The organism is Xanthomonas sp. XNM01, assembly GCF_014851915.1.
GTDB lineage: Bacteria > Pseudomonadota > Gammaproteobacteria > Xanthomonadales > Xanthomonadaceae > Pseudoxanthomonas.
Window position 1 is genome coordinate 396,527 of the sequence record NZ_JACVAP010000001.1, and the last position, 13,223, is coordinate 409,749.

General features: G+C 68.8%; 11 protein-coding genes and 1 pseudogene. 7 read left to right on the forward strand and 5 right to left on the reverse strand.

Annotated features, from left to right (window positions below; translation table 11 throughout):
* Positions 1 to 79 precede the first annotated feature (79 nt).
* Entirely contained in the window at positions 80 to 382 is a 303-nt protein-coding gene (locus tag IB242_RS01725; RefSeq protein WP_192275472.1) for a DUF962 domain-containing protein, read from the forward strand.
* A 15-nt stretch (positions 383 to 397) separates the two neighbouring features.
* On the opposite strand, the gene IB242_RS01730 is transcribed toward IB242_RS01725, so the two are convergent.
* From IB242_RS01730 to IB242_RS01740, 3 genes are all read right to left on the reverse strand, one after another.
* The gene (locus IB242_RS01730; RefSeq protein ID WP_192275473.1) at positions 398 to 763 is read right to left on the reverse strand and encodes a DMT family protein; all 366 of its coding nucleotides are present in this window, start codon (positions 761 to 763) and stop codon (positions 398 to 400) included.
* A 334-nt stretch (positions 764 to 1,097) separates the two neighbouring features.
* Positions 1,098 to 3,581 (reverse strand): FtsX-like permease family protein, encoded by a 2,484-nt coding sequence (locus tag IB242_RS01735; protein WP_192275474.1) that lies wholly within the window; start codon positions 3,579 to 3,581, stop codon positions 1,098 to 1,100.
* Positions 3,578 to 4,231, reverse strand: coding sequence for an ATP-binding cassette domain-containing protein (locus IB242_RS01740; RefSeq protein WP_192277617.1), 654 nt, complete (start codon positions 4,229 to 4,231; stop codon positions 3,578 to 3,580). The genes IB242_RS01735 and IB242_RS01740 overlap by 4 nt, the downstream gene beginning before the upstream one ends.
* Positions 4,232 to 4,303: 72 nt before the next feature.
* Between IB242_RS01740 and IB242_RS01745 the strand changes: the two genes are divergently transcribed.
* From IB242_RS01745 to IB242_RS01755, 3 genes are all read left to right on the forward strand, one after another.
* Positions 4,304 to 4,930 carry an arylesterase gene (locus tag IB242_RS01745; RefSeq protein ID WP_192275475.1) on the forward strand — a complete coding sequence of 209 codons (627 nt, stop codon included), beginning with the start codon at positions 4,304 to 4,306 and terminating at the stop codon, positions 4,928 to 4,930.
* Positions 4,931 to 5,050: 120 nt separating this feature from the next.
* Positions 5,051 to 5,767: a response regulator transcription factor gene (locus tag IB242_RS01750; RefSeq protein WP_192275476.1), complete on the forward strand. Its 717-nt coding sequence runs from the start codon at positions 5,051 to 5,053 to the stop codon at positions 5,765 to 5,767.
* A gap of 130 nt (positions 5,768 to 5,897) precedes the next feature.
* Positions 5,898 to 7,214 (forward strand): HAMP domain-containing sensor histidine kinase, encoded by a 1,317-nt coding sequence (locus tag IB242_RS01755; protein WP_192275477.1) that lies wholly within the window; start codon positions 5,898 to 5,900, stop codon positions 7,212 to 7,214.
* Here IB242_RS01755 and IB242_RS01760 read toward each other — a convergent pair.
* Positions 7,211 to 8,159: pseudogene (locus tag IB242_RS01760) on the reverse strand (IS481 family transposase). The gene IB242_RS01755 and the pseudogene IB242_RS01760 sit on opposite strands and share 4 nt — an antisense overlap.
* Positions 8,160 to 8,329: 170 nt before the next feature.
* On the opposite strand from IB242_RS01760, the gene IB242_RS01765 reads away from it, so the two are divergent.
* The 3 genes from IB242_RS01765 to IB242_RS01775 are packed head-to-tail and all read left to right on the forward strand — an operon-like array spanning position 8,330 to position 11,828.
* Complete coding sequence (locus IB242_RS01765) at positions 8,330 to 9,877, forward strand: efflux RND transporter periplasmic adaptor subunit (protein WP_192275478.1); 1,548 nt, start codon at positions 8,330 to 8,332, stop codon at positions 9,875 to 9,877.
* Positions 9,878 to 9,906: 29 nt separating this feature from the next.
* A complete protein-coding gene (locus IB242_RS01770) occupies positions 9,907 to 10,596 on the forward strand; it encodes an ABC transporter ATP-binding protein (protein ID WP_343237065.1) in 690 nt (229 codons plus the stop codon).
* Complete coding sequence (locus IB242_RS01775; RefSeq protein WP_192275480.1) at positions 10,593 to 11,828, forward strand: ABC transporter permease; 1,236 nt, start codon at positions 10,593 to 10,595, stop codon at positions 11,826 to 11,828. The genes IB242_RS01770 and IB242_RS01775 overlap by 4 nt, the downstream gene beginning before the upstream one ends.
* Here IB242_RS01775 and IB242_RS01780 read toward each other — a convergent pair whose 3' ends face one another.
* On the reverse strand, positions 11,829 to 13,217 hold the full coding sequence (locus tag IB242_RS01780) for a putative 2OG-Fe(II) oxygenase (protein ID WP_192275481.1): 1,389 nt from the start codon (positions 13,215 to 13,217) through the stop codon (positions 11,829 to 11,831).
* Positions 13,218 to 13,223: the final 6 nt, after the last annotated feature.

Below are 13,223 nucleotides of genomic sequence, written 5' to 3' on the forward strand. Positions count from 1 at the left end.
GCAGGATGCGTGCTGCGCTGCACCCGCATGCACGCGGCCCGATTGTTATCGTGCGTACGGGCCGGACCGGGAGCGCACGATGCGACGCTTCGCCAGTTTCAGCGAGTTCTATCCGTTCTACCTGCAGGAACACGCCAACCGCACCTCGCGGCGGCTGCACTTCATCGGCAGTTGCGGCGTGCTGGCGCTGGTCGGTGTCGCCGCGTTCACCTGCAGGCCCTGGTGGCTGCTGGCGGCGCTGGTCTGCGGGTACGGTTTCGCCTGGGTCGGGCACTTCTTCTTCGAGAAGAACCGCCCGGCGACCTTCCGCCATCCGTTTTACTCGTTCGCCGGCGACTGGGTGATGTTCAAGGACATCCTGAGCGGCCGGATCCGCTTCTGAGCGCGCCGGACGCGCTCACGCCCCCCCGTCGTAGAACATCAGGAAGGCCGCGCCGACGATCAGCGCGAACGCCGCGTAATGGTTCCACTTCAGCGGCTGGCCCAGATACCAGGCTGAGAAGCCCGCGAACACGACCAGGGTCAGGATCTCCTGGATGGTCTTGAGCTGGACCACCGAGTACACCGAACTGCCCATCCGGTTGGCCGGCACCATCAGGCTGTACTCGAAGAAGGCGATGCACCAGCTGACCACGATCGCGGCCAGCAGGGGCGCGCTCTTGTACTTCAGGTGCCCGTACCAGGCGAAGGTCATGAACACGTTGCTGGCCAGCAGCAGGCCGACTGGAATCAGGTAGGACGACAGCGGCAGGGAGGTCGGCATGGCGGCAGGGGCGAGGGGAGACCGGCGCAGCATACGGCAGCGCGGCCGAGGTCCCATCGTGTGTCGATCATCGCCCCGGGCGCAGTGCCTCCGCAGGCCTCCCGCGCCCGGCAGCCATGGGCCACGGAGCGCGCCGTGGTGGATCGGAAACGCGCGGATGCGCTCCGGCGCATGGAGGCGGCCCACGTTCCCGTGCACGCGTCGGCGCAGGCTTCTGGCATCTGCATCGACGCACCTTCGTCGAAGTGAGCCGATGCCGGCGCTGGTCGAACGCAGGAAACCATGCCCACGCGCGGGATGGGGCCGCCCCTAGCATGGGCGGCTATCCGTTGCCTCAGGCCTGCCGCAATGCCAGCGCCGGTGGCGTGCGCAGGATCGGGCGCGTGCCCCACCAGCCGGCCAGTAGACTCAACACCACGCCGATCGCCGCGCCGCCGAGCAGCGGCGCCCACGGTGGCGCCAGCGCCAGTTCGAAGGCCTGCTGCGACACGGTCACCCCGATCACCGCGGCCGCACCGCCGGCCAGCACCGCGGCCAGCAGGCCGAGCGCACCGAACTCGACCAGCACGGCATTGCGCAGCTGGTCGCGGCGCGCGCCCAGCGTGCGCAGCACCGCGCTGTCGTAGCGGCGCTCGCCGGCGGTGGCCTGCAGCGCGGCCAGCAGCACCAGCACGCCGGCGGCCAGGCTGAAGCCCATCACCACCTGCACCGCCTGCGCGACCCGCTCGATCACCTCGCGTACCCGTTCCAGCACCGCATCGATGTCCAGCACCGATACGTTCGGGAACGCGCGGGCGATGCCGGCCAGGCGGCCGGTCTCGCCGGAGGGCAGATGGAAGCTGGAGATCAGGTTGTACGGCGCATCGCCAACCGCGCCGGCGTTGACCAGCAGGAAGAAGTTGACCTGGAACGAATCCCAGTCGGCCTTGCGGATGCTGGTGACGGTGAAGCTGCGCTCCTGTTCGCCCATCAGCACGCTGACGCTGTCGCCGAGCGCCAGCCCGTAGCGCTGCGCCCAGCCCTCCTCGATGGAGGCTTCCGCCGCGGTGCTGCCTGCGTCCCAGAAGCGCCCTTCGACCAGCGTGTTGGCCGGAGGGAAGGTGCTGCGCCATGAGAAGTTGACCGGCCGGTTCGCGTCGTCTTCGTCGTCGCCCGGATCGCGCTGCAGCCGCTGCGGCGGCTGGCCGTTGATCGCGACCAGGCGGCCGGTGCTGAACGGCTGCAGGTCCGGCTCGGCCACGCCGGCCTCGCGCAGCAGCCGCTCGACGTCCTCGGTCTGTTCCCGCTGGATGTTGAGCAGGAAGTAGTTCGGCGTGTCCTCGGGCAGGCGGTCGCGCCACTGGCCGAGCAGGCCCGGGCCGATCACCGCCAACAGCAGCAGCGCGCACAGCGACAGCGACAACCCCACCAGCTGCACGACGGCCAGGCCGCGGCGGCGGGTGAGGGCGGCCAGGCCGAGTTTCCACGGCCCGTGCAGGCGGCCCTGGATCCGGCGCAGCAGCCACAGCGCGGTCGCACCAGCTGCGCCGGCCAGCAGCGCCAGCACGGCCAGGCCGCCGAGCACCCAGGCGGCGAGCAGGGCGTCGCCGGTCGCGTACACCGCCAGCGCGACGGTCGCCGCAAGGGCGGCCAGATACACCAGCAGCGAGGCCGGCGGCAGCGTGCCGAAACTGCGGTTGAGCACCCGCATCGGGGGTACCCCGCGCAGCCGCAGCAGCGGCGGCAGGCCGAAGCCGAGCAGCAGCACCAGGCCGATGCCGGCACCGCTGAGCACGGGGCCGGCCTGCGGCAGCGGCAGGCGTGCCGGCACCAGGCTGCCGAGGATCTCGACCAGGACGGTCTGCGCCAGCATGCCGAGGCCGATGCCGAGCGCGCAGGCCGGGATCGCCAGCAGCAGCAACTGCAGGGCGAGTGCGGACAGGATGTCGCGCTGGCGCGCGCCCAGGCAGCGCAGCACGGCGACGCTGTCGATCCGGCGCAGGGCGAAGCGGTTCGCGGCCAGCGCGGTGGCCACGCCGGCCAGCAGCACCGCCAGCAGCGCAGACAGCGACAGGAAGCGGCCAGCCCGGTCGAAGGTGTCGCGCAGACCCTGCTGCGCGTCTTCCAGCCCGACCAGGCGCAGGCCGTTCAGACGCGGCTGCAGCCATTCGCGCAGCGCGGCGATGTCGTCGGCCTCGCCAACGAACATCCGCCGGTACGAGGCCCGGCTGCCCGGGCCGAGGAAACCGCCGGCGTCGATGTCGGCGCGGTTGACCATCAGCGGCGGCGCCATCTGCAGCAGCTCACCGGAGGCGTCGGGTTCGGACACCAGCATCCGCGTGATCCGTACCTCGCCTGCGCCGAACTCCAGCCTGTCGCCGATGCCGAGCCCGAGCGCGTCCAGCAGCCGCGCATCGGCATAGGCCTCGCCGGGCGCGGGCGCGCCGGCGCTTTCCTGCTGCAGGCCGGCACGGTCGCGGGCGACGGTCAGCGTGCCGCGCAGCGGATAGCCCTCGCCAACGCCGCGCACACTGGCCATCTGGCTGGCCTCGCCATGGAAGAGCACGCTGGGGAAGCCGACCATGTAGGTGCCGCGCAGGCCGCGCCGCGCGGCTTCGTCGGCGAATTCCTGCGGGATCTCCTCGCGGCCGCGTACGCCGAGGTCGCCGCCGATCACCTCGGCCGCGCTGCTGGTCAGCGCCAGCATCACCCGGTCGACCAGGGTGCCGACCGCGGTCATCACCGCCACGCCCAGCACCAGCGCGGCGAACACGGTCAGAAGGTCGCCGGCGAGGAACTCGCGCCGCAGCGAGCGCGTTGCATGGCGCAACGGATTCATGCGGCGCCGTCCACGCGGTGCAGGCGGCCGCCGTCCAGGCGGTACACGTGCCGGCAGCGGCGGGCCAGTACCGGGTCGTGGGTCACCAGCACCAGGGTGGTGCCGGTCTGCCGGTTCAGGTCGAACAACAGCGCGCTGATGTGCTGGCCGGTGGTCTGGTCGAGGTTGCCGGTGGGTTCGTCGGCGAACAGGATCCGCGGCCGCGCGACGAAGGCGCGGGCCAGCGCGACGCGCTGCTGCTCGCCGCCGGACATCTGCCGCGGATAGTGGCGGCCCCGGTGGCCGAGCCCGACCGCTTCCAGCACCTCGCGCACGCGCTGCGGATCGTCCTGTCCGGCCAGTTCCAGCGGCAGTGCGACGTTCTCCTCCGCGGTGAGCGAGGGCAGCAGATGGAAGCTCTGGAACACGAAGCCGACCAGACGCGCACGCAGTGCGGCGCGGGCCTCCTCGTCCAGCCCGCCCAGGCGTTCGCCGGCAAGCGTGATCTCGCCCTCGCTGGCCAGATCCAGTCCGGCCAGCAGGCCGAGCAGGGTGGTCTTGCCGGAGCCGGATGCACCGATGATGGCGATGCTGTCGCCTTCATCGACCGTCAAGTCGACCCCGTCGAGAATGCGGACGGTCCCCTCCGGGCCGGTGACCGATTTGCCGATACCGCGTACGTCGATCGCGTGGACGGTACTGCTGGTGCGGGGGGGCAGACTGTCGATGGGACGCTCCGGGAGATGCGGATGGACAAGGCGCGCGTGCTGCGCTGGTGGATGCTTGCATGGTTGCTGCTGGTACCGGCGCTGGCCTGTGCCAAAGGTCCGGTGCTCGTCGTCGGAGACAGCCTCAGTGCAGCCCACAACATACCGGTGCAGTCCGGCTGGGTCAGCCTGATGGAGCAGCGGATCAGGCGCGAGATCAAACCGCCGCCTGCCGTGGTCAATGCCAGCATCAGCGGCGAGACCACCTCCGGCGCGTTGACCCGCCTGCCGGGCCTGCTGCAGAAGCACCGGCCATCGGTGGTGGTGATCGAACTGGGCGGCAACGACGCGCTGCGCGGACTCACTCCGGTACAGCTGCGCGGCAATCTGGAGAAGATGATCGTGCTCAGCCGTGACGCCGGGGCGAAGGTGCTGTTGCTGGGCATCGACGTACCGCCCAACTATGGGCCGGCCTACCGCGAGCGGCTGCGCCGCAGCTACAGCGAGCTGTCGAGCCAGTACGGCACCGGACTGGTGCCGTTCCTGCTGGAGGGCGTGGCGCTGCAGCCCGGACTGATGCAGTCCGATGGTCTGCACCCGACTGCCGCTGCCCAGCCCAAGGTGCTGGAGACGGTCTGGCCGGCCCTCGAACCGCTGCTTTGACACATGCCACGGGTCTGATTCTCAAGGGGTTTTTCCGGTGCGTGCTGGGTCGTGTTCTCCTTCACGCCGCATCCACCGGCTCTCCTGCATGTTTCACAAAGCTGAAGACATGGAGGCGACATGCGTCAGGGTAAAGAAACGTCCGGTCTGGTCCTGGTCGTCGAGGACAACCGCAACATCTCAGAGATGATTGGCGAGTACCTGGAAGGCCGTGGATTCGAGGTCGATTACGCCTCGGACGGACTCGACGGATACCGTCTGGCTGCCGAGAACAGCTACGACGCGGTGATCTTGGACCTGATGCTGCCGCGGCTGGATGGCATCGAAGTCTGCCGCCGCCTGCGCAGCGACGCCCGCAAGTCCACGCCGGTCCTGATGCTGACCGCGCGCGACACGCTGGACGACAAGCTCACCGGCCTCGGCCACGGCGCCGACGACTACCTGACCAAGCCGTTCGCGATCCAGGAGCTGGAGGCGCGGCTGCGCGCCCTGATCCGTCGCGAGCGCCGCCAGGTGGGCTCGGAAGTGCTGACCGTCGCCGATCTGGTTCTTGACCCGGTCAGCATGCGGGTCACCCGTGGCGGCAGCGAACTGCAGCTCTCGCCGATCGGCCTGAAGCTGCTGACGATCCTGATGCGCGAGTCGCCGCGCGTGGTCAGCCGCCAGGAAATCGAGCGCGAGATCTGGGGCAACAGCCTGCCGGACTCGGACACGCTGCGCAGCCACCTCTACAACCTGCGCAAGGTGATCGACAAGCCGTTCGACCGCCCGCTGCTGCACACCGTGCAGAGCGCCGGCTATCGCGTGGCCGACATCGCGCAGCCCGTCGCGTCCTGAGGCGCGCACATTGAACCAGGGGGAAGCGGACATGCGCCGGGAGCCGGCGCACGGGCATGACGGGCGGGTCCTCACGGATCCACGATCCCGCCTCGCCTAGACTTCGCGCTCCCGCCACGTCCCCGCCCCGATGCCGCACGGTCTGCCCCGCAAGATCCGGATCGCTTTCATCCTGCAAATGGTGATTGCGAGTTTCGCGATCCTTGTCGCGTTCTACATCGTGGCGATGCTGTTCAAGTACAGCTTCATCCAGACCACGCTGAAGGACGAGGCTGCCCATTACTGGGAGCTGCACGACGCGTCCAGCGTGCAGCCGCCACCGAACACGCACACCCTGCGCGGCTACCTGGTGGAGGCCGGGTATTCCGATCTTTCGCTGCCGCAGAACCTGCGCGGGCTGGCTCCCGGTTTCCACGACCTTGCCTCGGACGATCAGCTCGTGTGGGTCGACCGGCAGCCCACCGGCACGCTGTATCTGGTGTTCCTGCGCTCGCAGGCGGTGCAGGCGGCGCTGTGGTTCGCGGTGGTGCCGGCGATGCTGACGCTGTTCGCGATCTACGGTGCGACCTGGCTGACCTATCGCTCCTCGAAACGGCTGGTCTCGCCGGTGGCGTGGCTGGCCCGGCAGGTGTCGCGCTGGGACCCCCGCCAGCCCGACGTCCGTGCGCTGGCTCCCGACCGGCTTCCCGCCGATGTCCAGGGCGAAGCGCGCCAGCTGGCCGGCGCGCTGCATGCGCTCGGCGAGCGGGTCGAGGCCCAGGTCGCACGAGAGCGCAACTTCACCCGCGACGCCAGCCACGAACTGCGCACGCCGCTGACCGTGATCCGTGTCGCCAGCGACATGGCCCTGTCCGATCCCGACCTGGAAGCCCGCACCGCGCGCAGCCTGCAGCGGATCCAGCGTGCGGGGCGCGACATGGAGGCGGTGGTCGATGCGTTCCTGATCCTGGCCCGCGAATCCGACGTCGAGCCGCAGCGCGAATGGTTCAACGTCTGCGACGTGGTCGAGGAGGAGGCCGCCAACGCGCGCATCCTGCTCGGCGACAAGCCGGTGATGCTGCGGGTGGAGTGCGACGGGCAGCCGCGGCTGTACGCGCCGCCTCGGGTACTGCACGTGGTGATCGGCAACCTGCTGCGCAACGCATGCAGCTACACCGACCGGGGCGAAGTGGTCGTGCGCGTGGAGAAGGAAGGCGTCTGCGTGTCCGATACCGGCATCGGCATGTCCAGCGAGGCGCTGTCGCGCGCGTTCGAACCGTTCTACCGCGCCAACCCGGACAACCCGCAGGGCACGGGGCTGGGCCTGTCGATCGTGCGACGGCTGTGCGAGCGCTTCGACTGGACGATCGGCCTGGAAAGCGCGCTGGATACAGGTACCACGGCCAGGATCGGCTTCCGGCGCGCGGATGCGCCGGCGTCGGCGCCCGCGCCCGCGTCGACCGGCTAGCTGTGTAAAGCCACCACGTTGTTCACCGGGATCGTGATTCTGGAGATTGGCGGCCTGTAGTCGAGGCTGGCATGCGGACGGTGCCAGTTGTAGACGTGCAGCCACGTTGTCAGTTCTGCGGCTCGCTGATCGGAAGTGTCGTAGACGCGGGCGTAGGCCCACTCGCGCATGCTGGTCTGGATGAAGCGTTCGGCCTTGCCGTTGGTGCGCGGCGTATAGGGCCGCGTGCGGCGATGCTTCAGGCCAAGCCGCCGCATCGCGCGGGCGAACAGAGCCGATCGATAGCAGGCGCCGTTGTCGGTCAGCACCTGGCGGAAGGACACGCCCAGCGTCCGGTAGTAGCGCAGGGCGGCGATCAGCGCATGCACGGCACTGATCGCGCGCTCGTCCTTGTGAATGCAGGAAAAGCCGATGCGCGAGTGGTCATCGATCGCGATATGGACATAGTCCCAGCCTGCGCCATCGCTGGCCTGGGTGCGATCACCGGTAACCCGGTGGCCGGGTCGCCAGAAGCGGCCCAGCTTCTTGATGTCCAGATGCAGCATGTCGCCGGGGTTGGGGTGCTCGTAGCGATTCTGCGCACGGGGCGGCTCCAACGACGAAAGCCGGTTCAGGCCGGCGCGCCGAACGATCCGGGCTACGGTGCTGTGGCCCAGTTCCAGCATCGCCGATCTGCCGATAGGTCTGGCGCTGCCGCCGTCGTTCCAGGACCTGCTCGACGACTGATCCGACTGTGGCGTTGGAAGAGGACTCGGGACGAGAACTGCGATCGGCCAGTCCGGCCAGGCCTTCGCAGCGAAAGCGCTCCAGCCACTTGTAGGCGGTTCGGGCGCTGACGCCACTGGCCTGTGCGGCTTCCTCCACCCGGAGTCCTTCGTCCAGGATCCTGCGCACGAGCAGCGCTCGACCGTGGGGTGTCAATCGGGCATGTTTATGCAGGTTCATCCGGGGCTCCTGGGGGCTGGTTGGCTTCGCAACCTCCATCTTCCAGAGATGCCCCGGATGAACAACCTACTGAGAGATCACAGCTAGCTCCCGCGTCTTCTGGCTGGTCGTGTCAACGGCGCTGCGCCGCGTGCGTTAATGATGGCGTTCACCCATCCGTCGCGAGCCGCATGAGCCAGTCCCCACGTCAGAACACCACCGGCAAGCGCCGGCTGCTGTCCCGCATCGTCACCGTCGTCGTCGTGCTGGCCATACTCGGTGGCGGCCTGTGGTACTGGCAGCAGCGCAAGGCGGCCGGCAGCGAGGGCGCTTACCGGACCACCCCGGTCGAACGCGGCAACATCCGGGTCGCGATCTCCTCCACCGGTACGCTGAGCGCGACCTCGACCGTCACCGTGGGCAGCCAGATCTCCGGCCAGGTGCTGGAGATCCTGGTCGACTACAACTCGACGGTGACCAAGGGGCAGGTGCTGGCGCGGATCGACCCGAAGACCTACGAGGCGCAGATCGAGCAGGGCAACGCGCAGATCGCCAGCGCCCGGGCCTCGCTCAACCAGGCCAGGGCCACCCAGCGCAATGCCGAACTCGATTACCGGCGCAAGAGCGAGCTGGTCGGGCAGCAGCTGGTCGCCCGCAGCGACGTCGACCTGGCGCGTGCGGCGCTGGACCAGGCCAATGCGCAGGTCGCATCGGCCGAGGCCCAGATCCGCCAGCAGAGCGCCTCGACCGAGACCACCCGGGTCAACCTGGACCGGACCGTGATCCGCTCGCCGGTCGATGGCGTGGTCCTGACCCGCAGCATCGAGCCGGGCCAGACCGTGGCAGCCAGCCTGCAGGCGCCGGAACTGTTCACAATCGCCGAAGACCTCGGAAAGATGAAGATCGAACTGGCGGTGGACGAGGCCGACATCGGCCAGGTCAAGCCGGGGCAGGGCGTCTCCTTCACGGTCGATGCCTTCCCCGACCGCCAGTTCCGCGGCAGCGTCGAACAGGTGCGTCTGGCTGCGACCACGACCAACAACGTGGTTACCTATCCGGTGGTGGTCACCGTCGACAACAGCGACGGCACGCTGCTGCCGGGACTGACGGTCAATGCGGAAATCGAGGTCAGCCGGCGCGACGACGTGCTCAAGGTCGCCAATGCCGCGTTGCGCTACAAGCCCACCGGACAGGCCGCGCAGGCCGGCCCTGCGGCTGGTCCCGGCGCAGGCCCGCGTGGCGGCGGCATGCTCGACGACCTGCAGGCGTTCGCCGCCACGCTGGACCTGACGCCGGCGCAGCAGGCGGCGTTCGATGCCGACGCCAAGGCCTCGCGTGAACGCCAGGAGGCAGCGCGCAAGGCGATGGAAGGTGCGGTCCAGGGCGCGGCGCGTGCCGCGGGCGGTGGGGCCGGTCCGGGCGGGATGCCTCCGGGCGTCACTGTCGTCCGTGCCGGGCAGGGCGGGGGCATGGACGGCCAGATCCGCCAGCGCATGCTCGAGCGCTTCCAGGAGAACTTCGCCGGCTTCCGCGCCAGCCTTGACGACGCGAAGCGGCAGGCCTTCGACCGCCAGCTCGGCAGCCTGATGAGCGCGCGCCGCGCCACCGTGTACCGGCTGCAGGACGGAAGCCCCGTCGCTGTGCAGGTACGGCTGGGCGCCAGCGACGGCTCCAGCACCGAGGTGTCGGGCCTGAAGGACGGCGACGTGCTGGTGGTCGGCGAGCGGGCCGCGCAGTGAGCGCGGCCGGGGCAGACGCAGTGACGCCGGTGATCCGCACCATCGACCTGGGCAAGATCTATTCGGCGGGCACCGAAGCGGAGGTCGTGGCGCTGAAGGGCGTGGATCTCAGCATCGCCGCCGGCGAGTTCATCGCGATCATGGGGCCGTCCGGGTCGGGCAAGTCGACCCTGATGAACCTGATCGGGTGCCTGGATACGCCCAGCCATGGGCAGTACCTGTGCAACGGCGTCGACGTGGCCACGCTCGATGCCGAGGCGCTGGCGGTCCTGCGCCGCGACACCATCGGCTTCGTGTTCCAAGGCTTCAACCTGCTGCCGCGGATGAGCGCGCTGGACAACGTGGCGATGCCGCTGGGCTACACCGGCGTGCCGCCGCAGCAGCGCCGGGAACGTGCGCGCGCGGCGCTGGAGTCGGTTGGTCTGGGCGCGCGGGTCGACCACCGGCCCAGCGAGCTGTCCGGCGGCCAGCAGCAGCGTGTGGCGATCGCGCGCGCGCTGATCAACCGCCCGCCGGTGCTGCTGGCCGACGAGCCGACCGGTGCGCTCGACAGCCGCACCGGCGAGGAGATCCTGGCCCTGTTCAAGCAATTGCGCACCGATGGCCACACCGTGGTCCTGATCACCCATGACGCCGAAGTGGCCATGCATGCCGACCGCATCTGCGTGATGCGTGACGGCGAATTGCACGAGGCCACGCACGAGGAGCTGGCCCGATGAGTTTTCTGGACATCCTGCGCACGGCGATGTTCGCCCTGCGCGGCAACTGGATGCGCAGTGCGCTGACCTCGCTGGGCGTGATCATCGGCATTGCCGCGGTGATCGTGATGGTGTCGGTCGGGCAGGGCACGCAGGCCGAGATCGAGCGCCAGCTCTCCGGCCTGGGCGCGCAGAAGCTCGACATCGGCCCGAGCATGAGCCGCGGCATGGGCGGCGTGCGCCAGGCCGCGGGCAGCTTCTTCACCCTGACCGAGGGCGACGTCGACGCGATCCGCGACGAGATCCCGGAGGTGCAGTACGTATCCGGCTCGCTGCGCGGCAGCAGCCAGGTGGTGTACGCGGAGACCAACTGGTCCAGCAGCTGGCAGGGCATCCAGCCGGACTTCCTCCAGATCAACGGCTGGCAGATCGCCGCCGGCGAGGCGTTCCAGCCGCAGCACTACAGCGGCGACAAGGTGGTGATCCTGGGCGAGACCACGCGCCGCGAGCTGTTCGGCGGCGAGAGCGGCATCGGCGAGACCGTGCGCATCGGTCGTACCAATTTCACCGTGGTCGGCACACTGGCGCCGAAGGGCATGAGCGGCTTCGGCCGCGACCAGGACGACATCATGATGGTGCCGCTGGATACCGCGCGCCGGCGCCTGCTCGGCGCGATCGGACTGCCGCCTTCGACGGTGATGGACATCTCGCTGACCGTCGCCGACGCCCGCGACCTGACCTACGTGCAGGGCGAGGTCGAATCGCTGCTGCGCCAGCGGCACCGCATCGATCCCGGCGCCAACGACGACTTCCAGGTCCGCAACGTTTCGCAGATCGTCGCCACCCGCAACCAGACCACGCAGCAGATGTCCTGGCTGCTCGGTGCCGTGGCGACGATCTCGCTGATCGTCGGCGGCATCGGCATCATGAACATCATGCTGGTCTCGGTGACCGAGCGGATCCGCGAGATCGGCCTGCGTCTGGCGGTGGGTGCGGGCCCGTCGGATGTGCGCCGGCAGTTCCTCGCCGAGGCGATGCTGCTGTCGCTGGGGGGCGGCCTGCTCGGCATCCTGTTCGGCATCGCCGGTGCATTGCTGGTCGGCCAGTACAACACCGAACTGCCGATCCAGCTCAACGGCAAGGTGATCGCCCTGGCCGCGGGCTTCTCGGTCGCCACCGGCCTCTTCTTCGGCTACTACCCGGCACGCAAGGCGTCGCAGCTGGATCCGATCGAAGCGTTGCGGCAGCAGTGATCAGCGCAGGGGGATCACATCGAAGGCAATGCTGATCCGGGGCGTGTCCCGATGCTGATATGGCGTGGTGTGGTGAAGGAAGTACGACGGGAACAGGACAAGCAGACCGGGTTCGGGGGTGATGCAGCGGGTGTTCCAGCCATCGCCCGCCAAGCCTGTTTCGGCGGGGGGATATCCGAAAACGAGCGCCCCGTCGCGTGCATCGCTCCGGCCCGGGTCCAGATAGATCACGCCGCTCAGCCATCCGGACGGGTGGATGTGGGGTGATTGGTGGCCCCCGGCATGAAGGGCCGTGATCCATGCCTGGAGCGTCCAGCGCCTTGGAAGGGTGGCGAGCCATGGATGGTTTCGAGGGGGCATTGCCTGACTGCCAAGGCGCCGCATGTGCGCGCCAATGGCCTGCACCAGCACCTGTTGAAGCGGAGCGAGCACCGGGCTTCTGTCGAACTCCAGCATGGCCGATTGCTGCCCGCCCACGGTCGAGCGGCCCGCGGGTTCCCAGATCAGGCCAGGATGATCGCGAGCGGCCTGTGCCAGGGCGGTGAGCTCCAGCATGTCGGAGGCCGAACAAACATGCATCAGCTCGTCATAGGCCATGAGGTGACATTCCGATGCACGATCTCCCAGCGCGTGTGACGTCATGTACAGCCCCGCCAGTGCAGTCTGGTCTGAGGGGGCCCGCCTCAACGCCTCGGCGTACCTGAGGCGGGCCTCTGCGGGCCTTCCGGCGACAAGCAGCGCAAGGGCGTGGTCGTTCGATGCATCCGCGCCTGTTGCGCCCGCCCCCACCAGTGCTTCGAAGACCTGTAGAGCTTCGTCGGTTCTGCCCAGTGCGCGCAGTGCGTTCGCAATCCCCCTACGGACCTCGACCGCGCCTGGAGATAGATGATCCGCCTCGACATACTGCTCGAGTGCCTGCTGATGGAACCCCTGGCGGGAGCTCACGAGGGCTGCGTTCGCCCGAGCATCATGATGCGTCGGTTCAAGCAGAATGACGCGGGAAAAATCGGTATGCGCCTCCGCGAGCCGGTCGACCCTAAAAAGCGTCTCCGCTCGCTGGATGAGCACGTCCACATCGTCCGGGTCATCGACAATCAGGCGGTCGAGGTCTTCCAGCGCGTCAGTGAATCTGCCCACTGCACTGCGTACGATCGCGCGCAGTAACGTCGCATTGCTGTCGCCTTGGGCCTGTGAAAGGTATTCGTCCAACAGTGCTAGGGCCTTGTCCGCTCGCCCGGTAGTTGCCAGCAGCGCTGCATGCCGTATCGGCGCGGCGTCATCGCTGCGAGCGAGGCTTCGAAGCCTGGATTCTTCCGCCTCGATCGCTGCTGGACCGCTCCTGGCGATGGCCTTCGCGTGCTGGATGATGCCTGCAACCCGATTGGACATGGCGGA